This window comes from Paenibacillus konkukensis, from assembly GCF_023523925.1.
Taxonomy (GTDB): Bacteria; Bacillota; Bacilli; order Paenibacillales; family NBRC-103111; genus Paenibacillus_S; species Paenibacillus_S doosanensis.
This window is the reverse complement of the sequence record NZ_CP027059.1, coordinates 6,289,396-6,313,232: the sequence shown is the minus strand read 5'-3', so window position 1 is coordinate 6,313,232 and position 23,837 is coordinate 6,289,396. Positions and strand designations below refer to the sequence as shown.

Sequence of the window (23,837 nt, the reverse complement as noted above, 5' to 3'; positions counted from 1 at the left end):
GATTACTCTCGGACCCCTTGGTTGTATGTGTGACTTATCACAATTGCCGCTTATTTTTTTATCGGCGGAGAATGCAAAAAAACTCTTCGGCGGGCCGCGTTCATCAAGAAAGCGGTCTTCCAAAGAGTTTTTTGCGTGGCGCGGCCGGCTGCGGCTACGGCGTGTCCGTGTCCGCCTTCTTGCCTTTCGGCACGCCGTCGAGCCCGTAATACTGGTCGTATGCGTCGAATATTTTGCGCGCGATCGGCGCCGCGTTCCAAGCTCCGAAGCCGCCCTCCGGCACGACGACCGCTACGGCCAGCTTCGGCTTCTCCGCGGGCACATAGGCGATAAAGACCGCGTTGTCGATCATTTTGCCGCCGACCGATTGGGTCGAGGTTCCCGTCTTGCGGGCTACCGAGTACGGAAAGCCTTCGAAGCCCTGCACGTTAACCTTTAGCATCCCTTTTTGGATGGCATCCCAGTAAGCGTCCGGGAACGAGGTTTCCTCCATCACCTCAGGCTCCACTTTGCTCACCGGCTTGAAGTCGTAGGTTTCGATCTTGTCGACCAAAAGCGGCTTCAGCTTCTTGCCGCGGTTCGCAAGCGTCGCCGCATACTGCGCCATCTGCAGCGTCGTATATTTCTCGTTCTGCCCCCAGGAGGCGTACACCATTCGGGACTGCAGCGTTTCCTTCGTATTCGTCTTGAACTCGCTGATCCCCGCCGATTCCCGAGGCAGCCCGCTGCCCGTCAGCACGCCGAGACCGAATTTGTTCAAATACGATTCCCAGATGTCGACGGCCTGCTGCCCGCTGCGCATATACAGCGGATTGCCGATCATCGCCGACATGAACGTGTTGGAGGAATGCCAGATCGCGTCCGCCGCATTGATCAGGCCGTACGCGGCCCGGTCGGAGTTCGTCAGCTTGGCGTTGTTGTCTTTACCGTAGGTAAACACCCCGGTATCGTTATAGGTCGTCCCTACGCCGAACAAGCCTTCGTTCAAGCCGATCAGCACCGACAGCGGCTTGATGATGGAACCGACGTACACGATCGAGGTCGGGTGATTTTTCAGCTCGTTCTCCGGATAGTCCGGATACGCCGTCGTAATCGTGCCGTTATTGATGAACGGCTGGATGCGCTGGTACTCCTGCGTGGAAATGCCGCCGTTCCACACGTTCGGATCGTAGTCCGGCATGCTCGCCATCGTGACGACCCTTCCCGTGTCGACCTCCATCGCCACCGCATATCCCGCCTTCGCGTTCGGCGCATAGCCGTAATGGGACGCGCGGGCCGCAGGCGATTTGGCGTAGGCAAGTTGATCGATAATCGCCTGCTCGGCCACCTGCTGAATATCTTTGTTGATCGTCAGGAACAGATTGTTCCCTTTCTCCGGGGCTTCGATCGACACTTTGCCGATAATTTTTTGCGAGGCGTTGACCGGATACGTCTTCATGCCGTTTTTCCCGCGCAGCTCATCCTGATACATCAGCTCGATGCCGTCATAGCCGACGTCCTCGGTATCCAGATAGCCGTCCGTCGTACTCTTGTTCTTATAAAAATCGAGCCCGTTCTTCGGCTCCCTTGCCTGCGAAAACGGCCGCATATAGCCGATAAGCTGTACGGCGATCTTATCCGGATCGTAGGTGCGGATGCTCTCCTCCATCACCTCAAGCCATTTCAGCTCGTCGCGGTGCTCGAGGATATAAGCGATTTCCTTATCCGACAAGCCGGATTTGATCCGCCGCGGAACGAACGAATAGCTTGGCGCGGTCGTCGAATTTTTGTCCAGATCGTATCCGACGTCCATCGATTTAATAATATCGGCCGCCGTCATCTGCGGCTTGCCCGGATCGCCGTACTCCTTGAACAAGGCTTCCAGCTTGCCTGCCAGTGCGATAACGTCATCCTTCTTCTGATCGGATTCCATACGGAAATATAAGGACTGGGTCGAATTCGTAAACGCCAGCGGGTAACCGTTGCTGTCGAAAATATTGCCGCGAATCGGCGCGATCGGCGTATCCCGTTTGGTCGTCTGGGCTTCCGCCGCCTTCAGCTGCTTGCCCTCGACAAACTGCAAAATCGCCAGCCGGACGATCAGGACGGAAAATAAAACGAACGTGCAGAAGAAAAATAGATTGATTCGAACGGTGTAATGACGCCGCTTGTTCGATTCGTGCTTTTGCGGGTCATCCGTCGACATGGACTTTCTCATGTTGCTACAGCTCCTTTAAATCCTTGAAAAGTCATGCGAGCAGCTCGAGCAGGGAATGAATCCCTGCTCCCGAATGATAATCGTAACGTTTGATCTTAACGGCGTCGATCCCCGCCTGCGCAGGGGCCCAAATGTCATTCGTATCGTGATCGCCGACGTACAAAATATCCGACGCGGCAAGTCCCGAACGCTCCAGCGCCAGATGAAAAATAGCCGGGTCCGGCTTCTCCAGGCCAACCTCGGTGGATACGATGACCGGATCGAAATGATGCAGAATCCCCTGATGCCGGAGAATGTCCGTCAGCGTCGGCGCAAAATTGGAAATAATGCCGAGCCGGAATCCTCTTTGCTTCAGCGCCTCCACGCTTTCCTTCACATCATCGAAAAGCCGGTACGGCTGAGGTCCCGTAAACAGCTCGTACATGCCGCGGCAGCAGTCGTCGATTTGCTCGTCGGTCCACCGTTCCTCGTGCACGTCGAGTTTTTCCAGAATGTAACGGTATAGCTTCATCCAGAAAGCGCGGTCCGACTCCGGCGTGCAGGGCTCGTACGCATCGACCTGTCTGCCGTAGTAAAAGAGCCGGAACGCTTCGGTGAACAGCCGTCCCACCCGTTCTTCGTCGCGCCGAAGCGACCGATCGGCCAAATATTGCCGCATTATCGTCTGTGATGCCGGTATCGTCATCAGCGTATCCCCTACGTCAAAAAAGACGGCTTTATACGCATGTAATGGTTTTGGTATCATAAGAATGGCTCCTTCTCCCCTAGGTACGCGGAAACGTCTTCCGATCGCTGTTACCCACCGTTCTTCTAAATTTCCCCAAATTCGACAGCAATCGGGCTCTAGCACCCTATTATATTGTAGTGTAACATAATTCGGCCCAAAGGGAAAAAGCCAGCCATCCCGGAACCTTGCGGTTGGATGTCCGGCCTCATCGGTTATTTGCCCAATGGCTCAAACCTCGCGTATATGCGTTTCGTTGAAATTCGGCGGGTTGAACCAGTTGCCTCCGCTGGAAACCCAGGTCGAATCAAGCGGAACCCATTTCTCTTTATCGCTCAAATAAACTTCATTCCAGGCATGGGGACCGTAGCTTCCTTTGCCGTCGAAGCCGAGTCCCGTCACGACCTTGACGTCGATCCCGACGGAGCGCGCCATCACCGCATACAGACGCGAATAATCGATACAGACCCCTTTGCGCGTCGCAAAGGTTTGCTCCGGCGTTTGCTCCTTCCAGATTCTTTGCTGCTCGTAGAGATCGACTTTATCCCAATCGTACTGGACGCGGGTTCCGACCCAGTCGTACAGCAGGCGCGCCTTCTCCTCGTCGGTTTTGCCCTTGGCCGTCACTTCCTTGGCCGCTTCGGCAATGTCGTTCGGAATCTTCGCGTCGAGCACCTCGTATTTGCGCTGCAAAATGTTGCTGAATTCCTGCTCCACCGCTTTGGTGAACACGGGCAGCCGATTCTCGAAAAAATCGCCGGTGACCGGCTTGATGACGGTGCCTGCGCCTTTTTGGTATAAAGCAGAGGCTTGAATATAATCGGCGGCGGGCGTCTGCGGAAACAAAGCGGCCGCAATAAACAAGACGGCGATAATAACCAAAGAGCGCCCGATTCCCGTAGCGCAGCCGATGACGCCGCCGGCAAGACTGCTGACGATATGGGAGAATCCTCCCCGACGGCCCCCAGGCCGCGGCGGTCCGGACATCCAGCTGTCCATCAGCGGATCGATAGCGATGTAAAGCACACGCTTGATCAGGCAATAGCCGAGCACGAATAATATGCCGTAGCGCAGCAGCGAGAAATCGCGCATGCTTGTCATCAGCGTGTAGTAGAGCTGCTTGAGCGCTCCGAGGTCCTCCGCCGGGATGTCCAGCTTCAGGGAGGCAAGCCATGTTTGCACCTGCGGCGAAGCCCACGAGGCCAGCTTCCAGGCAAGCAGCAGCGCCAGTACGGTCGCCAGCGCTTCGGCCAGCATTAGCAGCAAATGGCGGGCCGACGCCGACGCGCCGCGCACCACCCCTTGAACGGCCGACGCGGCCACGACGACCGCCAGCGCGATCGTGATCCAATTGTACGAGCCGATGGAACTCAGCCAGGAAGCCATGCCTGTCACCTCTCTCTTTTTTCGCAAGGCTGCGAAAGCCCTGAAAGCTTCGTTATTTATATCTTCGTATTTTTCTTAGCTTGTTCGATCAGCGCATTGACGACATCATCCATTTTCATCGTAAAGGTTTGATTCATGAACGTCACCTTCACTTCATTGGCTCCGGGATTTCCGTCAATTCGCAAGCTTTTGGTCGTTACGGTGAACGTTCCGTCCGGATTTTGCTTGTACTGCGCGTCCTTCATTTCCCCGGAAATGGTTTTGATCGCCTGAGCCTTCGCTTCCGCCGTTACCGCGGTGCCGATCTCCATCAGCTTATCCTTGTAGCTCGCTCCGTAAAAGAACAGCCCGGCGATAACCGCCAGCACGATAATCCATTTCACTAATGTCTTGACAATTTTGACGACGATGAACAATACGACGATCGCCGCCACGACGACGAACCATCGCTCTTCTAGAAATGTCATAATGAAATTCGCATCCAAATCCATCTCTCCCCTTTCAATCTTCTTGCGCCCGACGCTCTGACGCGCCGCCGTTTACTCCTCTTCTCTGCGCCTTCTAAGCTCGGCCAGTTTGCGCTGGATCTCTTCCGACTTGTCCGCCCGCTTGATCTTCTTATAGGTGGATCTTACGCGCAGCAGCACGCCCGCCGCAACGGCGGCCAATACGATGATCAGAAATGAATCCAATAATGCCGCCCTCCCGGAAATGTAGTACGGAAACCGTCACAAAGAGTTCCAAAATAATGGTACTAACCCTAAGGCTTGTCACGTAAACGTAATGATAAGGCCGTCTCTTTGCAACCCTGGAGTAATGTCTCGGAAACCAAAAAACGTTCCAATGAACTGTAAGCGTCCGCCCGTAAAACTGCGCCCCCGCCCGATGCTCGATAGAGAACCAAGCCATACTGTAGGCGGAACGGCCCAAACCCGGTGAAAGATGCGGCAGGCCCGCCGGTGCCGCAGAGCTTCGAAGGACGCTCCTACAATCGTGAAATGCGAGGTGATGATGTTGAAAACCGCAATCTGGCTTTATTTATTCATGTTCGTAGCCTTTTTCGATCTTCATGCGCAGTATCCGATCTTATCCCCGTTCGCCATTTCGCTCGGCGCAGCCCCTTCGTTCATCGGTCTTATTCTGGGCGTGTATTCCATTACTCATCTGCCCGGAAATTTACTGGCCGGGTACGGCGTCGACAAGTATGGCAGCAAGCGTTTCATTGTATTCAGCCTGATTGTAGCAGGTATCGTACTATTAATTCAATCCCGGGTTTCCGACCCGTGGCAGCTGCTTATCATCCGCTCGATCAGCGGGTTCGTTCTCGCCTTCTTGTCGCCCGCCTGTCTCTCCCTGTTGGCCAAAATCGCCAAGGATCAAGTGCAGCAAAGCAAGCTGATGGCGGGCAACGGGCTGGTGCATACGATGGCCTCCGTGCTCAGCCCTGCGGTGGGCGCTTATTTGGTAGCCAAGCTGGGATTTGTCCAATCGTTCACCGTACTGGGCTGGATTCTTATCGTCACCGGGGTGCTCGCCTTATTCGGCGTGAAAGAACGGCAGGTTACGGAAGCGGCGCAAGCCGTATTCCCCACCGACGCGCACGGGCTTCCCGCCGCCGGCCGGAGCGGCGCGAATGCGGAAGCCGAGGGCCAGCCCTACGGCGGCATTCCGTGGCTGTTCTTCGGGGTTCCGCTCGCGCTATCCTGCTCGCAAGGCATCCTCTTCTTCGAGCTTCCTCTGATGAAGGAAGCCGCCGGCTCGATCATGACGTCGGGCATTCTCTTCTCCCTCGTCAGCCTGGGCGCCCTCGTGACGTTAAGCATGCTGTTTCTTAACCGTGTCTCGCCGTTTGTCCGGATGATATCGGGGAGCTTGTCGCTTGCGCTCATCTTCTTCGGCATGTCCGTTCATTGGCCTGTGCCGATTCACGTCGCCTTATTCCTGATCGGCATGACCAAGGGGGTTATCTTCCCGTCGATAGCCTCCTTACTTGCCAGCGTCACGGCTTCCAACCGGTACGGACGCATTTTCTCGTACTTGTCCATCGCCTACTCGATCGGCGCTTTTATAGGTCCCATTGTTGCCGGACATATGAGAAGTCATACTTCGCCTTATTTTATTGCTTTTCTAGCTTTAATGCTGGCGCTCTGCGCGCTTCCTCTAAGAAGCTTCTTCAAACCGGCCCCCGCTTGAACGGCGGACAGCGCGTACGCTCTTCGTCGGCCGGCAAATGCAGATAGGTGTCCCACAAGACAAGTAACTATCAAATCTTTAGCGACTGGGTGTACACACAAGCCGCTCCGCTCCTTTCACATAATATAGATAGTGTCAAATGATTACTGAAGTTGAAAGGAGAGGAATATCCATGGGAGTTGACGGCGTTGGAATCTGGACCTCTACCGGAGTCATTTTGGTGTTGTTCATTCTGCTTGTTATTGTAAGTCGCGGCTTTATTTATTAATTTAGATACGCTTCTCGAATTAAGCAGTCAAAGCCGTCCGGCATGCCGGACGGCTTATTGGACATTATTTATCTTTTTCCGATCGAAACAGACGGACCTATACCGCCAGGCCCGTTCGAACTTTGTAATGAGATGTTCCGAAAAGGAGGTGAAATACATCTGATGAAGAAGCCTTCCGGCAGCATACCCCATTATTCACGTAAAGAAGATAGGAGTGAATTTTTCATGAAGCCAGCTGTCTTTAAAAAGACGGCGCAAGTAACCGTATTGATGCTGATCATTTCGGCGCTACTGCCCGTATTAGCCTTCGCGGCGACCGGTTTTAAAAATCTGACTTACCGCGACGGCACCGTTTCCGGTTCGGTCTACTCCGATGTGTATTCCGAGAATGCACAAGTATATTTGTACGATCCGAACGGTAACTATCTTGGCACCGCATCGACCGCTACATACAGCGTTTACGATGGCGTGTACACTTACAATTTCTCTAGCAGCGTTTCTAACAGCTACACTTACTTGAATTTGCTGGAAAAGGTAACGGATTCCGTGTACGGCACGGTCTACAATTCGACTTCATCCAGCAGCGGCGGTCATAAAGGCGGCGGGGGCGGCGGCAGCTACATTCCGTCCGGACCTAGCATTACCGTTTCTTCCGACGGCTATATTGACGCCAATACGTTGATCAACGCACTGACCAACAACGACGTCATTGAGCTGGTTCTGAGCGGCGACACTGTACTCATTCCGGCCAAAGCGCTGAAGGACTTTGTCGGCGACAAAAACAAAGCGCTTGTTATCTCTAACGGAAACGGCACTTATACGCTTCCTCTTTATGTTCTGAACCTGGACGGCCTTGCTGACAAGCTCTCTGCCTCTGTAGACGACATGACCATCAAGGTTTCCATCAGCGCTGCCGACGATAGCGTCGCAAGCGATATCCAAGCGGCTGCAGAAGCGCTGGGCGGCACCGTAGCCAGCGGATCGGTCGACTTCGATCTTGTCGCTTACGGCACGGACAGCACAACGACGACGCCTGTCGAATTAGGCAACAACTACATTAGCCGTACGCTTCCGCTGACGAAAGCGGTCGATCCTTCCAAAGCAACGGCCGTAGTATTCGACCCGGCAAGCAAAAAATTAAGCTTCGCTCCTGCACTGTTCTCGTCCGAGGACGACAGCAACGAAGCGACGATCAAACGCAACGGCAACAGCATCTATACCGTCATCGAATTGAACAAAAGCTTTGCCGACAGCCAAGGGCATTGGGCGCAATCCTACATCGATCTGCTGGCTAACAAGCTGGTCATCGATGGTGTAACGGATACTTCGTTCGAGCCGGAACGCAACATTACCCGTGCCGAATTCGCAGCCTTGGTCGTTCGTGCACTCGGTCTTGATCAACTTGCCGGCGGCAGCTCCTTCACGGATGTATCTTCCGGCGATTGGTTCTCCAGTGTAGTCGCAACGGCCGTCAACGCCAAAATCATCGACGGCTACGAAGACCACACATTCAGACCGAACCAACCGATTACCCGCGAAGAGCTCTCGGCCATGGTCGTTCGCGCCTTGGCATATGCAGGCGCCAAACCGGACGTATCGGCTGACCGTCAAGCGGAATTGCTCGCCAAATTCAGCGATTCCAATCAAATCGTATGGGCACAGCAAGAATTGGCTGCAGCTATCGAAGCAGGCATCGTAGACGGAATGACCGATACTACGATCGCTCCTTCGAAACAGGCTACCCGGGCGCAATCGGCAGCGATGCTGAAACGGTTGCTGACCAAAGCCGATTTTATCAACAACTAATACTGCTCTCGGGCGGTATCCACTCTCCATTTCATAAGAACAGCCTGACTTCTTGACATGTCAGGCTGTTTTTTTGTATGAGAAGAAGCCCGTCCGCTTACCGTTTCGGGTATAACGGATAATCCACCTGAACCGGCGCTTCGATCAGAATCATCCGCAGGCCGGTATCCGTTGTCAGCAGCGCCTCCTCCGTTTCCCCCGCATCAGCGCCGAGCACGGAGAAATCTTTATGTGCGAAGCTGACAAGCGAAGACTGTCCCGCTTTCCCCAGGGACCATCCGCCGTCGCCCCGAATCGCCAGACCCGCCAGCGCACGGCCGGCTGCCAGCCGATGGCGGTACGTCTTCCCTGCCGAAAGCTCGATATCCCACATCCGGACATCGGCCGTCAGTTCAACCGGAGCCCCTTCCCCGATGACTGTCTTCACCGTCGCTCCGTCTTCCCCGGAGAAAGCAAACTGCTCATGCTCATATTGGTTATATGTCGGCCGTCTCTGAAGCGCATCCCGGAGATGAGGCTCGAACCAAATCTGGAAGCCTTCCGAATCCGGACCGATGAACCGTTCGCTGTGCGACACGCCGGAACCGGTTTGCATTACCTGAGCCCCTCCGGCATCCACGCGGCTCTGCGTGCCGAGCGTATCGGCGTGCTCCGCCTGGCCGTTCACCATATAAGTAATAATCTCAAAGCCTTGATGCGGATGCATCGGAATAAAACCTTCGACCTTAGCATGCGCCCACGCCCAATAAAATAACGGACCGATGCGTTTAACCGCCGAACCTTCGCCCGGAAAACCAATAGGCTTTTGTTCGGTAATTTTGCCTCCGTCAAAGCCTCCCGACGCCTGCTGCTCTTGCGGATAAATAACGATGTTCATGTGTATCCCTCCCGAATGGAATCGATTGATCGCAACAAAAAGCGTATATCTAATATAAAGTAATTAACTTATTATTTGTTAGTTAGTAATTTCATTGTAATAATTATTATCCGTTTCGTCAAGAGACTGACGGCGAAACTTTTTTGGTCATTGTTTCGACATTTCCTGGGAAATCCCAGCATCACGCATACTTGGAATAAACCGGGGAACTGGGTATACTAAAGCGAGGTAATGTTCGGTATTGATCGGAGGAGAATCGCTATGACCATCGCCATCATCGTGGAAGGCAAAAACGACCGAAGCAGACTTCGCCGTCTTTTGAAGGAGGAGGTTTTGCTGTTTTGCACCTACGGCTCTTTAAATACGGAGAAATTGGAGGATCTGAAGAAGAAAGCGGGCTCTTGCGAAGTGTATTTGTTTACGGACAACGACTCTTCCGGCAAAAAAATCCGCGGCATACTACGTGATACGTTTCCGGATGCGGAGCAAATTTATACGAGAAGAGGGTACGCCGGCGTAGAAGGAACTCCGGACGAGTATCTAATCCAGCAACTGGAAAAGGCCGGCCTGGAAGAGTACATTATATACCCTCCGCAAGAACCGGCTCTGGACTTTCCCTCGGCTAAATTGTAATCGATCGTTGCTATTCCTTGCTCAGCGCAATCATATCCTGGGCAATCTTCTCGACGTCGAGATCGGCGTCGTTGCCGTTATAATACGTGCGCAAATCCCCCTTCTTGTCGACGAGCAAAATGACGTTGTTATGCGTGAAATTGCCCTGCTGGTCCTTTACGACCATGACGCCGAATTTGTTAGCGATATCGAAGGCCGTCGCCTCGTCCCCGCGCAGGAAATACCAGCCTTTCGGATCGGCATGATAATGGCCGGAAAAATCCTTAAGCTGCTCCGGCGTATCCCGAGTAGGATCGAAGGTAATCGATACGATGGCTGTTTTATCCCCGAAAACCCCTTTATTGACAAGCGTATCCTGAACTTTGGACAACGTATAGGTCGTCGGCAAACATACGTCCGGACAAGTCGAATAGAAGAAATAAACCAGCTTCGTCTTCCCTGCCAAATCGGATAGCCCTACCTGCTTGCCATCGAGATTGGTCAGCTTAAAGTCCGGGGCTTTCTTGATGACGCCCATCTTCGTGTCATTGCCCTTCATCAGCATATAGCTGAAAGTTCCGATCATAGCCAGCAGTACGATGATGACAACAATTTTAAAACCGTTCTTTTGCAGGGCTGCGTTCATGGTTCATCCCTTCCTCTAATCCAAATTCAGCTTCTAATGATCGTAAGTTTTCCTCGCAAAACCTGTCCCCTATTGCACTGCAAGTCATAACCACCGGCTTAGCCGGTGGCTTCCATCAGCCCTATAAGGGCATGGTACTAGCACGCGCCTAAGAAGGCGCACTGAAAGTCTGCCAACCGCGAGCGGTCCCGGGCTTGCCCCTCAAAGGGGCTCTTTTATTTGCCCTTTCCTACCGACTCACCCGTAAACGGGTCGAACAGTTCTTTCATCGTGATTTGTTCGTAGTTCTTATCCTCTGTTAGTTGATTTCGAATGTATTCGGCTATCGCTTTCCTGTTTCGCCCTACCGTATCCACAAAATAGCCTCTGCACCAAAATTGCCGATTTCCGTATCGATACTTCAGGTTCGCAAATTTATCGAAGATCATCAGCGAACTTTTTCCCTTTAAGTACCCCATAAACTCCGATACACTCAGTTTCGGTGGAATACTCACCAACATATGGATGTGATCCGGGCACGCTTCCGCTTCGTGAATCTCCACCCCTTTGCGCTCACACAACTCCCGGATGATCTTTCCGATCTCTCTTTTTAATTTCCCATAGATGACTTGCCGTCTATATTTCGGTGCAAATACAATATGGTATTTACAGTTCCAGCGGGTATGTGCTAGACTGCTCTTATCCATTCCCTTGTCCTCCTTGATTTGATGTTGCGGTTGGCAGACCGGCTATCATCTTATCATAAAGGTCAAGGGATTTTTACTCATAGCTATAAGCTTTCCCGAACCCCCAGTCGAACTGGGGGTTTTCTTAGACAAAAAAGATCCCATGTTGCCATGGGATGAAGCCCGTCCGCCTTGCCCCGTGCCGGGAGCCGAATTATCCTTGCTTCACGGTCGTAATAACCATGATGATAAACAACAGCGTCAAGTAATTGATGGAATAGATGAATGTTTTTTTCGCCCATTGGACTTCGTCCTCCGCTTTGAACCCCTTCATCGTCAGGAAAGCCCAATACAATCCCATCGCAGCCGCGGCGTAAAAGAAAATGACGTTCACGTAGCCGTAGACGTAAAGCAGCATCGATACCGGAACCAGCAGAACGATATAGCGCATCATGCTGATCTTCGTCGTATAAGATCCTTTCACTACCGGCAGCAGCGGAAATCCCGCGGCGCGGTATTCTTCCGCGCGGCGAATGCCGAGCGCCCAGAAGTGCGGCGGCTGCCACAGGAACAAAATGCCGAATAAAATAATCGCCCCGGCGTCAATCGTCGGAGTCACCGCACAGTAGCCGATGACCGGCGGCATCGCTCCGGAGAAGCTGCCTACCACCGTGCTCCAGACGGAAGTGCGCTTAAACCAGGCCGTATAAATCCAGACGTAAACGAACAAGCCGATCATCCCGAGCAGCGCGGTCATCGGATTGACGAGCAGGCCGAGCCCGGACACCCCGATTACACCGAGAATGATTCCGTACACGAGCACCGTTTGCGGAGACATTTTACCCGTAGCGAGCGCGCGCTTCTGCGTTCTTGCCATCTTCACATCCATGTCCCGGTCCAAATAATTGTTCAGAACACAGCCGGAAGCCATAACCAGCGCGGTACCGATCAGCGTGTAGAGCATTTGCAGCCAATTGACGTGCCAGCCGGAAGCTACCCAGAAGCCGCCGAACGCCGTGATCGAATTGGAAAAAATAATACCCGGTTTGGCAAGCTGTACGAAGTCTCTCCAAGTAACGGGTCCGTGTTGTTGAGTGGTTTCCAGTTGTGTGTCCTGCCCTGCAGCCAAACCTTCCGAAGGAAGATCCAGCCTCATTTGCTCTTCCACCTATAGTACCTCCCTCAAAAGCTTCCGTAAAGGAAACCTTGTGTCGAAAAACGAATGTTCGTGACGTAACGAAACCGTTCTTCCTTTAATCTCCTTCCATCATATCAACACGGAACCCGTTTGACAACAAACCGCGCGCGAGTTCAAAATATTGTCGATAGTTCATCGGCGTACCGAGCTTGTCCCTGACCGACCGCCCGAAACGGTTCGACGTCCTCGTCTATGCGGCAAGAGAAGACCGGCCGCAGGGGGCGGCCGGTCTGAGGATGGACTATGGATCGAACGGTCGATTATTGGATTTTGCCTGCGCCCGCATTCGTCTTAACGACGGACGGCACATTGGCGGTCGCATCGATCGTGCCGTACAAGGACGGCGTCCAGCCGACCGAAGTGCTCAGGCTGTTGCTCGAAGCGACATTGACGGATGAGCCGTTCAATTGCGTTCCCGAATCGTACAGCGCCGTCCCGCCGCTAAAGACGCTGGCGATTTTGGCTGCGGACAGCCCGGGAATGCTGAACGAATTATTTTGCGCGTAAATTTTCGACGATTTGCCGATGCCCCACGCGTAACTGAACGGATAGGTTCCGCCGCTCTTGCTTCCTTCATAATAATTGTTGTACAGATGGACTTGTCCGAAGCGGACCCGCGGCGCACGCTGCACGACATCCTTGTAGTAGTTGTGATGCATGGTCACCTTCAGATGGCCGTCATCGGAGGTTGCGCTGTCGCTGGAGCCGATGAGCGTCGTCTTGTCATGGTCGTGGAAATAGTTATAAGAGACGGTAATATAATCGGCCGCATTGGAGATGTCCACCGTGCCGTCATGATGCTGATATTCCCTGCCGAAATAAGTGCCGCTGCCGCTATCCGGATGCGAGCCGTCGTCGAAGGTGCAGTGATCGATCCAAATATGATTGGCGCCCTTGATCGTAATGCTGTCGTACATCGAGTTCCAGTTGCCGCTGCTGCCGTCGGTAGGGTCCCATTGCGGAAAATAATCGTACGCGTCCTGGAATTCGATATTGCGGATGATGACATTCGTCACGCCGCTCTTCAAATTCAGATTGCCGCCGACGATTTTGGCGTTCGTCCCCGAGCCGACAAGCGTCGTATTGGAAGGGATGTCCACGACGATGCGGCCGGCCTGCTTTTGCTGCGACCGTTTTCTCGCATCCTCCTGCGTGCCGCTCGGCACCTTCGACGTTCCCCATACCGCAGGGTCGTAAGCCGCCAAATAGGCGTTGAAATCATAGGCCGAATCTTTATATTCGTTAAGTCCCATCGCATTGTTATTGTCGTCCACGTTCATATTGATCGTGCCGGACACATAGATGATTTTGGGCGTCGTGTTTGATCCGCCGCCGAGCGCCGTCACCAGCTGCTTGCGGTTCGTCACCGTGAACACATTGGCGGAAGTGGCCGCGGAGCCTCCGGTCGTTCCGGTCGAGTATGCCGCCCAGCCGTCATTGGACGCGAGCACCTGGTGTCCGAGGTCAGTGGCCGCCGTCACCGGAACGGCCCCGGCCAAAGATGCGATGACCGTAGTCACCATCAACGATTTCATAAGCTTTTTCATCATTCGATCCCTCCGGATACATAGTCTGGATTGCTTTGCCAATCCGCTGCTGCAGCTCCTGATGAATGATTGCCCTTATTTTCGCCTCCCTCGTTCCAAATTTCGGTTCCTTGCCCTTATGAAAAGCGAAACGGATGTAAGCGCTATCCGTTCGCTGTTTCCATTATTCGGCAGATCGCAATCGATTGGCTATAGTCCGAATTTAACTTTATTTAACATTCGGTAGCAGCGGCTTCCGCGGAAGTGATCTGAATGACAAATAGTCTTTGCATAACTAAGCGTGCCGCTTTTAATCTACCGCGGGTAGAACGGAATGAGCCTCAAGTTGAAATCGATGTATGTGAAAACGAGAAGAAAAGCGCAGGAACAAATCCCCCAAAAGCCATCCATGCCGCTACGCGGCACCACAGACAATGGAAATGGGGTACCAAGAGTAATTTCCAGGGTAGTGACGTGATGCTCTGAAGCTTATTCCGTCCGCATCCAGCCTAAGCCGGATCGGCGTCTAACCCTTCCTCTGGGATCGTTCTATGGGTAGATTTTACTTTCGGGGGAGACCCCGGATTTCCACAGGATATTGCTGCGCATCATTTCCTAAACAGCAAAAAGAGCCGCTCTAGCGGCCCCTCCCTCCCCTTCAAGGGCTGTTGGCTAATCGGTTGCCGTTTCCCGCAGCACCGTTCTACTTTCTGACCAGAAGCGGAGCCGAGGCAAAATACCGGCTGCGGATAAATGCCCAGGCCCGTTCCAAATAATCCTGAATCTCGTACGCTTTGCGCCCCATAACGGATACGATCAAACCGTGCTTGTAGGTGCGGCTTATCCCGGCATAGAGACCGGACGAAGCGTCTTGCCTGCCCCGGGCGACGGCATCGAAGCCGTCCCGCTCCCCGTTCATAAAGATTCGCAGCGCTTCGGCCATCGCGGCGTCCGCCAGCTCGCTGAACACGTACAGCGTCCCCATATGGGTGAAGCTCCCCCAGGCGCCTATGCTCGCAAGCCGCTGAACGCCGGGCTCCACCTGCTGCCTGCCGCAGTATACCCATTCGTCGCCGAAGCGAACGGCAAGCCGGCTCCGATAGCGGCAGTATCGGAACAACTCGCCGCGCTGCGTTCGACCGGGGCAGACGACCTCGGACAAAATAAGCGTCGATCCCCGCTCCATCCGCACATCCGTCGTACTATGGAAGCAGGCGTCCTTATATAGCGTCAAAGGCTCCGGCATATATTCCACATATGCGCCCTGGCCGAGCGTAAGCCGCTGCGTTTGCTCGCTCGGCGGATGAACGGCTTGCCCCGTTTCATCAAGCCGCCGCGGATGCACTTTGGTATACGACTGATTCGTCACGTATACTTTCGTATGCGCTCCGAAATGCCAGTCGAGCTCGTAACGGTCGCCCGACATAATCCCGGGGGAAGCGTCCATCATATAGACGCCGAGCTGCCCATCATCAAACGGAAACGCTTTGGCGATTTTGAGCGGATAAGCGTGATACCGGTCACCGAGCCGCGTCTTCCCGTCCGCTTCCAGAAAAGCGGCCGAAATGCGGCCGGTTACTCTAGGCATGACGGCATTCCCGCTCGATCCAGTCGACGATGTCGTCCAGCCCTTGGCCGTCGAATAAATTGGAGAAAATGAACGGGCGGTCGCCGCGCATTTTGCGCGTATCTTCCTCCATGACGGTCAAGCTGGCGCCGACATGCGGGGCGAGGTCGATCTTGTTGATCACGAGCATGTCGGAGCGCATAATGCCGGGGCCGCCTTTGCGCGGAATTTTCTCCCCTTGCGCCACATCGATAATGTAGATGAAGCGGTCCACCAGCTCAGGGCTGAACGCCGCCGCCAAATTGTCGCCGCCGCTCTCGATAAAGATGAGATCAAGATGCGCAAACCGGCGTTCCAGTTCTTCGATCGCTTCAAAATTCATCGAGGCGTCTTCGCGGATAGCCGTATGAGGGCAGCCGCCCGTCTCCACTCCGATGATCCGCTCCGCCGACAGCGCCTCCGAGCGGATCAAAATGTTGGCGTCTTCCTTCGTGTAAATGTCGTTGGTAATGACGGCGATGCTGTAGCGGTGGTTGAGCTTGCGCGCCAGCCGTTCCACCAGCGCGGTCTTCCCCGATCCGACTGGGCCCCCGATGCCGATTCTCATCGGCCTATCCGAATGCCGGTGCTCCGGCGTTTCCCAATGATGATGGTGATGCGCTCCTCCTTGACACATAGGCGGATGCCTCCTTATATAGAGTAGGTAGGTTTTGGTTTATCCAATCTTTTTTTGCAAACTGACTAGGACATAAACAATCTCGAATACAACGCCTCGTGGCGCATCATTGCAATCTCCGCGGCCGGCGTGCCGGAGAATCCGTCCTCCAGCGGGTCCAGATGCCGCACATTCCGCCAAGCCTCCGTAATGATCGGCGCCAGCTCCGCTATCAGCCGCTGCCCTTCGGTTTGGCCGATCGACATTAATCTCAAGCCGCTGTTAATGGAGGTCATCGTACACGTGTACAGATAGCCTTCGGCCGCCATCGCGAGCGGTACCTGCAGCCGGTAGCTGACCCATCCGTGCACGAGAGGATGCGTTCCGAAGCACCGCCCCTCGCGCACGGCCGTTTGCAGCGGCTCCCAGTCGAGCCGCGGATGAATCGACGACGCCAATTGAAACAGCCGCCGCCCCATCTTCAGAACGCCTTCCCGCGTTTCGACGGCCGCCCTCTGTACATGCTGCATCCGGTCGACCTCCCAGAGCGATTGCCAATCTTCGGCGGGAGCGTACAGGTACACCGCCTTGACCGCCAGCGCGTCGACCGGCGCCCAGCTCTGAAGCAGCATCGTTGCGATATATTCCTGCAGCTGCTCCGGCTTCTCGACGATCCCCATCTGTACGAGCGTCTCCAGTCCGAAGGAATGGGAGAAGCCGCCGATCGGCAGCGCGGAGTCCAGCATCTGAACGTAGGACAGCCACGACGGCAATGACATGGACATAGCCGGTTGTTGCATTGCTCTCACTCCCCCTCCCCTTCGTCAGAACAAGAAGTACCGCTGAGCCATCGGGAGCTCCGCCGCCGGTTCGCAAGTAATCGCCTCGCCGTCTACCTTCACTTCGTACGTTTCGGGGTTCACCTCGATCCGCGGCGTCTCGCCGTTATGGATCATATCCTTCTTGGTCACGCTGCGGCAGTTTCGGACGGGCTCGATCCGCTTCTGAAGGCCGAGCTCCTTATGCACTCCCTTATCGAAGGCAGCCTGCGAGACGAATGTAATGCAGTGGCGCACCGCCTTGCCGAAGGCACCGAACATCGGGCGCCCGAACACCGGCTGCGGCGTAGGAATCGACGCATTGGGGTCGCCCATCTGCGCGTAGGCGATCATTCCGCCCTTGAGCACCATATCCGGCTTGATCCCGAAAAACATCGGGCTCCAAAGGGCCAGGTCGGCCAGCTTGCCGGCTTCGACGGAGCCGACCAAATGAGCGACGCCATGCGTGATCGCCGGATTGATCGTATATTTGGCGATATAGCGCTTAATGCGGAAATTATCGTGCTGCGCTTCCGCCGCGCCCGGCGGTTCATCCGGCGCGGGCAAATAGCCGCGCTGCTTCTTCATCTTATCCGCCGTCTGCCACGTGCGGATGATCACTTCGCCGACCCGGCCCATCGCCTGCGAGTCGGAGCTCACCATGCTGAATACACCCATATCGTGCAGTATATCTTCGGCGGCGATCGTCTCCGGGCGAATCCGCGAATCGGCGAAAGCGACGTCCTCGGGAATCCGGCTGTCGAGATGGTGGCATACCATCAGCATATCGAGATGCTCCTCGACCGTGTTGATCGTATACGGGCGCGTCGGATTCGTGGATGACGGAAGCACGTTCAGCTCCGCCGCCGCTTGGATAATATCCGGAGCATGACCGCCGCCGGCTCCTTCGGTATGATATGTATGGATCGTCCTGCCGCCGATCGCCGCTAGCGTGTCCTCAACGAACCCGGACTCGTTCAGCGTATCGGTATGGATAGCGACCTGTACGTCGTACTCGTCCGCCACCCGCAGGCACGCATCGATCGCAGCCGGGGTCGTGCCCCAATCCTCGTGCAGCTTCAGCCCGATCGCTCCGGCCTCCACCTGCTCGACGAGCGGCTCCGCGAAGGAGGCGTTGCCCTTGCCCGTGAAGCCGAGATTCATCGGGAACGCTTCGGCCGCCTCCAGCATCCGGCGCATATGCCACGCTCCCGGCGTGCATGTCGTCGCGCTGGTGCCTGCGGCCGGTCCCGTGCCGCCGCCGATCATCGTCGTAACCCCCGACGCCAGCGCGGTTTCGATCTGCTGCGGGCATATATAATGAATGTGCGTGTCGATGCCCCCAGCCGTAACTATTTTTCCTTCGCCGGCGATGACCTCCGTGCTCGCCCCGACGACCAGCTCCGGATGCACCCCGTCCATCAGATCGGGATTGCCGGCCTTGCCTATACCGACAATAACGCCGTCGCGGATGCCGATATCCGCTTTGACGATCCCCCAGTGGTCGATAATGACCGCATTGGTAATTAACGTGTCCAGAACTCCCTGGCTCCGCGTATGCCGGCTCGATTGCCCCATCCCGTCGCGGATGACCTTGCCTCCGCCGAACTTGCATTCTTCCCCGTATACGGTGTAATCCCGCTCTATTTGCGCCCACAGCTCCGTATCGGCCAGCCGCACGGCATCGCCGACCGTCGGACCGAACATTTGCGCATAAGCCGTCCGATTCATCCTGACCATCAGGTAGTGACGCCCTCCTTCCATTGCTCCAGCCGACGCTTCACTTCTTCCGGCATCACGCCGCCGGCCGTATCGCCGCGGGTAAGCCCGTTGAGACCGTAGGATCGTCCGGCCCCGCCCAAAGCGACGAGCTGCACGGGCTTCTCCTCACCCGGTTCAAACCGGACGGCCGTGCCGGCCGGAATATCGAGCCGCATCCCGAACGCCGTTTCCCTGTCGAACGCCAAGCCCCGGTTCACTTCAAAAAAATGATAATGCGAGCCGACCTGAATCGGCCGGTCGCCCTTATTGACGACGATGATCCGCGCCGTCCGCTTGCCTTGATTCAGCTCAATCTCTCCCGCTTGAACGCGGTATTCCCCCGGAACCATAGCCCGACTCCTTTCTTGTCGCCCGGCCTTTCGCCGAATGCGTTCCTTCATCTAAATGTTTTACTCGTATCCGATAGGCTGATGAACGGTAACAAGCTTCGTCCCGTCCGGAAACGTCGCCTCCACCTGCACCTCATGGATCATTTCAGGCACGCCTTCCATCACTTGACCGGCTTTCAAAATCGTCGTGCCGTACTGCATCAGCTGCGCCACCGTCATGCCGTCGCGCGCCCCTTCCATCATTTCGGACGTAATGAGCGCGACGCTCTCCGGATAGTTAAGCTTCACCCCTCGCTGCAGCCGTCTTCTGGCCAAATCGGCGGCTACCGTAATGAGCAGCTTCTCTTTTTCCCGTTCCGTTAAATGCACGTGAGGGCATCCTCCTTGTCGAAGCATTATGTTATGTTATGTGACATTCAAAAATGCGCATAATCGACTGCCATTACGTTTATTATATTCGCCGCTTTTTGCTTTGTAAACCATTAATGTTAAATAACATAACATTATAAAAGGATTTTATTTCCATATTACATACAAACTTGTATAAAACAAATTAATAAAAAGCGTTTTTTTACATATATCAGGATTTGAAACTTGATTAAACAAATTTTATGTAAAGTATATTGACATGCAAGTTACGTTGCAACTATGATAGTTCGTGTAATAAAAATTTCCACGAGGCAGGGCGATACAAACATAGCGGAACGAATGCCGACGCCGCCGGTGGATTCGCGCAAGAACCCATTATGAAGAGGAGTGGATGGTCGATGATTAACCAAGTAAGCAGAAAAGGGCTTCCGGTATTAATGGCGGTGTGCATGTCTTTATCCGCGCTGCTGGCCGGCTGCGCCACTCAATCGAAAACGGACACAGCCGCATCGTCCGCGCCGTCCGACGCCGATACGAAAGCGGAAGGAGATACGATTCCCGTAGGCATCCTCCACTCGCTCACCGGCACGATGTCGATCAGCGAAGTTTCGGTCAAAGACGCCGAAATGATGGCTATCGAAGAAATCAACAAAGCCGGAGGGGTGCTCGGCAAGCAGCTGAAGCCGATCATTGAGGACGGAGCGTCGGATTGGCCTACTTTTGCCGAGAAAACGAAAAAGCTGCTGCAAAAAGACAAAGCCGCCGTCATTTTCGGAGGCTGGACATCGGCGAGCCGCAAAGCCGTGCTGCCCGTCGTCGAGCAGAACAAAGGCCTCTTCGTGTATCCGGTGCAGTACGAAGGCTTGGAAGCTTCGCCTAACATCTTCTACACCGGCGCTACGACGAACCAGCAAATTGTTCCCGCCGTCACCTGGCTGCTGCAAAACAAAGGCAAGAAATTTTTCCTGCTCGGCTCCGACTACGTCTTCCCGAGAACAGCTAACAAAATTATTAAAGAACAGCTAAAAGCCGAAGGCGGCACGCTGATCGCCGAAGAATACACTCCGCTCGGACATACGGATTACAACACGATAATCAGTAAAATCAAACAGGAAAAGCCGGACGTCGTCTTCAATACGCTGAACGGCGACAGCAATGTCGCTTTCTTCAAGCAGCTGAAGGACGCAGGCATCACTTCCAAAGACTTGACCACGATGTCGGTTAGCATCGCCGAGGAAGAAATCCGCGGCATCGGCGCGTCGGTGCTGGAAGGCCATTATACGGCCTGGAACTACTATCAAACGACGGATACGCCGGAGAACAAGAAATTCGTCGAAGCTTACAAAACCAAGTACGGCAAAGACCGCGTTACGGACGATCCGATCGAAGCCGGCTACTTCGGCGTCTATCTGTGGGCGGAAGCGGTGAAGAAAGCCGGCTCCGTCGACGTCGAGAAAGTCAAAGCGGCCGCCAAAGGTCTCGAATTCAACGCCCCGGGCGGCAAAGTAACGATCGACGGCGACAACCAGCACGTCTACAAAACGGTGCGCATCGGGCAAATTCAAGGCGACGGCATGATCAAGGAAGTGTGGAATTCCGGGCAGCCGGTGAAGCCGGACCCGTTCCTCAAGACGTATCCTTGGGGCGCCGAGGTGACGAAGTCCGCCGCCAAATAATATGGGCTTCAGGCAAGCCGCAGACGAACTCGATTATTAGACCGGGGCTGCCCTTATAAGGGCGGTCCCCCGTTTTATCAAGGAGGATGACCTAATGAGCATCGTATTGCTTCAATTATTTAACGGCTTGTCGCTGAGCTCCATTCTGCTATTGATCGCTCTTGGTCTGGCGATTACGTTCGGCCTGATGAATGTCATTAACATGGCGCACGGCGAGTTCATTATGATCGGCGCCTATATGGCTTATACGATCCAGCAGCTGTTCCAGAAATTCCTCCCCGCTTCGGCCTTCGGCTGGTATTTCGTGCTGTCGCTCGGCGTTGCGTTCGCGGTCGCCTTTGCCGTCGGCTGGCTGCTCGAAGCCCTGCTGATCCGCTTCCTATACGGACGGCCGCTCGACAGTCTGCTTGCGACATGGGGCGTCAGCCTCGTGCTGCAGCAGCTGGCCAGAGAAATATTCGGCGCGCCCAACGTAGCGGTCAAAGCCCCGGAATGGCTCGAAGGCGGCCTTGCGGTCACCGCCGATCTGATGCTGCCTTACAAAAGGCTGTTTATTATCGGACTCGTCATCGTCTGCATTGCGATCATTTACGTGTACCAGTACCATACGCGGGGCGGCCGCAATATGCAGGCCGTCATGCAAAACCGCGGTATGGCCTCGTGTCTCGGCATCTCCACGCGGCGCGTCGACGCTCAGGCGTTCGCCTTCGGCTCCGGCATGGCCGGTATCGCCGGCTGCGCGCTGACCTTGATCGGACCGATCGGGCCGACGATCGGCACGAACTACATCGTCGATGCTTTCATGGTCGTCGTGCTCGGCGGCATCGGCAAAATCGTCGGCACCATCGCCGGAGCGCTCGGCATCGGCGTGCTGAACACCGCGTTCGAGTATTCGACGAGCGCTACGATCGGCAAGGTAATCGTATTTACGCTGATTATTGCCTTCCTGCAGTGGAGGCCGTCGGGACTTGTTACGATCAAGTCGCGGGCGCTGGATTAAGATTGCGGAAAACAGGCTTATGCTTTCGAAGTAAGTTTCCTACCGGAAACTCTTAGCTTACGCTTTCGAAGTAAGTTTCCTACCGGAAACTCTTAGCTTATGCTTTCGAAGTCCGTTTTCCTTCGGAAAACGTTAGGAGTGAATACTATGACCATGACCAATACGAAAATAAAAATCGGCTTTACCTTGCTGCTGCTCGTGCTGATGGCGGCGGCGCCGATGTTTCTCAGCGAGTTCCGGCTGTCGTTGCTCGGCAAATTTCTCGCCTACGCGATTGTTGCGATGGGGCTTGATCTGATTTGGGGCTACACCGGCATCTTAAGCCTTGGGCACGGCGTCTACTTCGGACTCGGCGCTTACTGCATGGCAATGCATCTGAAGCTGGTCGCCTCTCGCGGCGAGCTGCCGGACTTCATGTCCTGGAGCGGCGTCGAGAAGCTGCCCTGGTTTTGGCAACCGTTCCAGTCGGCCCCGGTCGCGATTCTGCTCGCTCTGCTCGTGCCGATGGCGGTCGCTTTTATACTGGGCTTTCTGACGTTCCGCAACCGGATTAAGGGAACCTTCTTCTCGATCTTGTCGCAGGCTCTCGTCATTATTACGGTTACGCTGTTCGTCGGTCAGCAGGGCTACACGGGAGGCACGAACGGCCTGACCAACTTCGATACATTCCTCGGCTTCTCCGTGGCCAACCATTCGACCAAGCTGATGCTGTACTACATTACGGTCGCCGTCGTGATCGGAACGCTGCTTCTATGCCTGTGGCTGGCCGGAAGCCGTCTCGGCAAAATCCTCGTCGCCGTGCGCGATGCCGAGAACCGGGTCCGCTTCATCGGCTACAATCCGGTTACGTTCAAAGTATTCATCTACTGCTTCTCCGCCGGTCTGGCCGGTTTGGCGGGCATCCTGTTCGTGCTTCAAGAAGGCATCATCTCTCCGGCGCAAATGGGCATCGTCCCGTCGATCGAGATGGTGCTGTGGGTAGCGATCGGCGGCCGCGCCTCCATCTTCGGGGCTATTCTCGGAGCCGTCGTGACGAATGCGGCCAAGACGACCTTCAGCGAAGCGTACCCGGAATGGTGGCCGATCATTATGGGCGCCATGTTTATCGCCGTCGTGCTGTTCCTGCCCAAAGGCATCGTAGGGACGATCAAGGAAACGGCCGCCAAACGGGGATGGTTTATGCGCAAGACAGGCGCGGCTTCGCTGAGCGCATCGCTGCCGGTTTATGCCAAGCTGGATAAAGATTCGCTGCAGACCAAGTAAACAGCAGCCTCCCCCTGATCTTCAGATCGCTCTTGTTCCCGGATTCCTTGAAGGGTTAACCCTTGAAAGGGTTCAAGTCCGGGGGCAAAGCCGAACGCTCAAGCTGTGCCGGCTTCATACGCCTTTCGCTCTTTTAGATCAACTCGATAGCCCGAATATTACGGCGGCATCTGACGCCGATGCACAGGAATTTCTCTTACGGCTCCGGCTTTCACCGTAGACCGCAACCATGCGGCGGCAAAACCGGCACAGGCCGCCGGGCTCCCGCCGTCGGCGCGCT

General features: G+C 54.9%; 23 protein-coding genes. 7 read left to right on the top strand and 16 right to left on the bottom strand.

The genetic code is table 11. The annotated features are described in order from the left end of the window. Positions 1 to 154 precede the first annotated feature (154 nt). The 5 genes from SK3146_RS27450 to SK3146_RS27430 form a co-directional block, all read right to left on the bottom strand. The gene (locus SK3146_RS27450; RefSeq protein WP_249861755.1) at positions 155 to 2,197 is read right to left on the bottom strand and encodes a peptidoglycan D,D-transpeptidase FtsI family protein; all 2,043 of its coding nucleotides are present in this window, start codon (positions 2,195 to 2,197) and stop codon (positions 155 to 157) included. A 31-nt stretch (positions 2,198 to 2,228) separates the two neighbouring features. Continuing rightward, positions 2,229 to 2,942 carry an HAD-IA family hydrolase gene (locus SK3146_RS27445; protein ID WP_249861754.1) on the bottom strand — a complete coding sequence of 238 codons (714 nt, stop codon included), beginning with the start codon at positions 2,940 to 2,942 and terminating at the stop codon, positions 2,229 to 2,231. Positions 2,943 to 3,152: 210 nt separating this feature from the next. After that, positions 3,153 to 4,307, bottom strand: a complete 1,155-nt coding sequence (locus SK3146_RS27440; RefSeq protein ID WP_249861753.1) for a transglutaminase domain-containing protein — start codon at positions 4,305 to 4,307, stop codon at positions 3,153 to 3,155. Positions 4,308 to 4,363: 56 nt separating this feature from the next. Beyond that, a complete protein-coding gene (locus tag SK3146_RS27435; protein WP_249861752.1) occupies positions 4,364 to 4,774 on the bottom strand; it encodes a hypothetical protein in 411 nt (136 codons plus the stop codon). A 72-nt stretch (positions 4,775 to 4,846) separates the two neighbouring features. Further along, complete coding sequence (locus SK3146_RS27430; RefSeq protein ID WP_249861751.1) at positions 4,847 to 4,999, bottom strand: hypothetical protein; 153 nt, start codon at positions 4,997 to 4,999, stop codon at positions 4,847 to 4,849. Positions 5,000 to 5,321: 322 nt separating this feature from the next. Between SK3146_RS27430 and SK3146_RS27425 the strand changes: the two genes are divergently transcribed. From SK3146_RS27425 to SK3146_RS27415, 3 genes are all read left to right on the top strand, one after another. Further along, the gene (locus tag SK3146_RS27425) at positions 5,322 to 6,500 is read left to right on the top strand and encodes an MFS transporter (protein WP_249866461.1); all 1,179 of its coding nucleotides are present in this window, start codon (positions 5,322 to 5,324) and stop codon (positions 6,498 to 6,500) included. A gap of 172 nt (positions 6,501 to 6,672) precedes the next feature. Then, positions 6,673 to 6,768: a YjcZ family sporulation protein gene (locus SK3146_RS27420; RefSeq protein ID WP_249861750.1), complete on the top strand. Its 96-nt coding sequence runs from the start codon at positions 6,673 to 6,675 to the stop codon at positions 6,766 to 6,768. A gap of 225 nt (positions 6,769 to 6,993) precedes the next feature. Further along, positions 6,994 to 8,574, top strand: coding sequence for an S-layer homology domain-containing protein (locus SK3146_RS27415; RefSeq protein ID WP_249861749.1), 1,581 nt, complete (start codon positions 6,994 to 6,996; stop codon positions 8,572 to 8,574). Between the two features lie 97 nt (positions 8,575 to 8,671). Here SK3146_RS27415 and SK3146_RS27410 read toward each other — a convergent pair whose 3' ends face one another. Next, positions 8,672 to 9,451: a pirin family protein gene (locus SK3146_RS27410; protein WP_249861748.1), complete on the bottom strand. Its 780-nt coding sequence runs from the start codon at positions 9,449 to 9,451 to the stop codon at positions 8,672 to 8,674. 261 nt (positions 9,452 to 9,712) lie between these two features. Here SK3146_RS27410 and SK3146_RS27405 point away from each other — a divergent pair, with 261 nt between their 5' ends. Further along, complete coding sequence (locus tag SK3146_RS27405) at positions 9,713 to 10,084, top strand: ribonuclease M5 (RefSeq protein ID WP_249861747.1); 372 nt, start codon at positions 9,713 to 9,715, stop codon at positions 10,082 to 10,084. Positions 10,085 to 10,094: 10 nt separating this feature from the next. Here SK3146_RS27405 and SK3146_RS27400 read toward each other — a convergent pair whose 3' ends face one another. The 10 genes from SK3146_RS27400 to SK3146_RS27355 form a co-directional block, all read right to left on the bottom strand. After that, positions 10,095 to 10,709, bottom strand: coding sequence for an SCO family protein (locus SK3146_RS27400; protein WP_249861746.1), 615 nt, complete (start codon positions 10,707 to 10,709; stop codon positions 10,095 to 10,097). A gap of 215 nt (positions 10,710 to 10,924) precedes the next feature. Next, positions 10,925 to 11,395: an IS200/IS605 family transposase gene (tnpA, locus tag SK3146_RS27395; protein ID WP_249860177.1), complete on the bottom strand. Its 471-nt coding sequence runs from the start codon at positions 11,393 to 11,395 to the stop codon at positions 10,925 to 10,927. A gap of 193 nt (positions 11,396 to 11,588) precedes the next feature. Continuing rightward, positions 11,589 to 12,530, bottom strand: a complete 942-nt coding sequence (cyoE, locus tag SK3146_RS27390) for a heme o synthase (RefSeq protein ID WP_375295463.1) — start codon at positions 12,528 to 12,530, stop codon at positions 11,589 to 11,591. A 302-nt stretch (positions 12,531 to 12,832) separates the two neighbouring features. Beyond that, positions 12,833 to 14,095 (bottom strand): pectate lyase, encoded by a 1,263-nt coding sequence (locus SK3146_RS27385; RefSeq protein ID WP_434006914.1) that lies wholly within the window; start codon positions 14,093 to 14,095, stop codon positions 12,833 to 12,835. Positions 14,096 to 14,801: 706 nt separating this feature from the next. Further along, entirely contained in the window at positions 14,802 to 15,686 is an 885-nt protein-coding gene (locus tag SK3146_RS27380; RefSeq protein ID WP_249861744.1) for an urease accessory protein UreD, read from the bottom strand. Continuing rightward, complete coding sequence (ureG, locus tag SK3146_RS27375; protein WP_249861743.1) at positions 15,679 to 16,341, bottom strand: urease accessory protein UreG; 663 nt, start codon at positions 16,339 to 16,341, stop codon at positions 15,679 to 15,681. Before ureG ends, SK3146_RS27380 begins: the two co-directional genes overlap by 8 nt. 65 nt (positions 16,342 to 16,406) lie before the next feature. Beyond that, the gene (locus tag SK3146_RS27370) at positions 16,407 to 17,105 is read right to left on the bottom strand and encodes an urease accessory protein UreF (RefSeq protein ID WP_349655166.1); all 699 of its coding nucleotides are present in this window, start codon (positions 17,103 to 17,105) and stop codon (positions 16,407 to 16,409) included. A gap of 39 nt (positions 17,106 to 17,144) precedes the next feature. Continuing rightward, entirely contained in the window at positions 17,145 to 18,878 is a 1,734-nt protein-coding gene (gene ureC / locus SK3146_RS27365; RefSeq protein WP_249861742.1) for an urease subunit alpha, read from the bottom strand. Then, positions 18,878 to 19,249 carry an urease subunit beta gene (locus SK3146_RS27360; RefSeq protein WP_249861741.1) on the bottom strand — a complete coding sequence of 124 codons (372 nt, stop codon included), beginning with the start codon at positions 19,247 to 19,249 and terminating at the stop codon, positions 18,878 to 18,880. Before SK3146_RS27360 ends, ureC begins: the two co-directional genes overlap by 1 nt. 60 nt (positions 19,250 to 19,309) lie before the next feature. Next, positions 19,310 to 19,618: an urease subunit gamma gene (locus tag SK3146_RS27355; RefSeq protein ID WP_249861740.1), complete on the bottom strand. Its 309-nt coding sequence runs from the start codon at positions 19,616 to 19,618 to the stop codon at positions 19,310 to 19,312. Positions 19,619 to 20,055: 437 nt separating this feature from the next. Between SK3146_RS27355 and urtA the strand changes: the two genes are divergently transcribed. The 3 genes from urtA (at position 20,056) to urtC (ending at position 23,557) form a co-directional block, all read left to right on the top strand. Beyond that, positions 20,056 to 21,294 carry an urea ABC transporter substrate-binding protein gene (gene urtA / locus SK3146_RS27350; protein ID WP_434006913.1) on the top strand — a complete coding sequence of 413 codons (1,239 nt, stop codon included), beginning with the start codon at positions 20,056 to 20,058 and terminating at the stop codon, positions 21,292 to 21,294. A 94-nt stretch (positions 21,295 to 21,388) separates the two neighbouring features. Then, positions 21,389 to 22,294, top strand: a complete 906-nt coding sequence (gene urtB, locus SK3146_RS27345; RefSeq protein ID WP_249861738.1) for an urea ABC transporter permease subunit UrtB — start codon at positions 21,389 to 21,391, stop codon at positions 22,292 to 22,294. Between the two features lie 147 nt (positions 22,295 to 22,441). Beyond that, complete coding sequence (urtC, locus tag SK3146_RS27340) at positions 22,442 to 23,557, top strand: urea ABC transporter permease subunit UrtC (RefSeq protein ID WP_434006825.1); 1,116 nt, start codon at positions 22,442 to 22,444, stop codon at positions 23,555 to 23,557. The last annotated feature ends 280 nt before the right edge of the window (positions 23,558 to 23,837 follow it).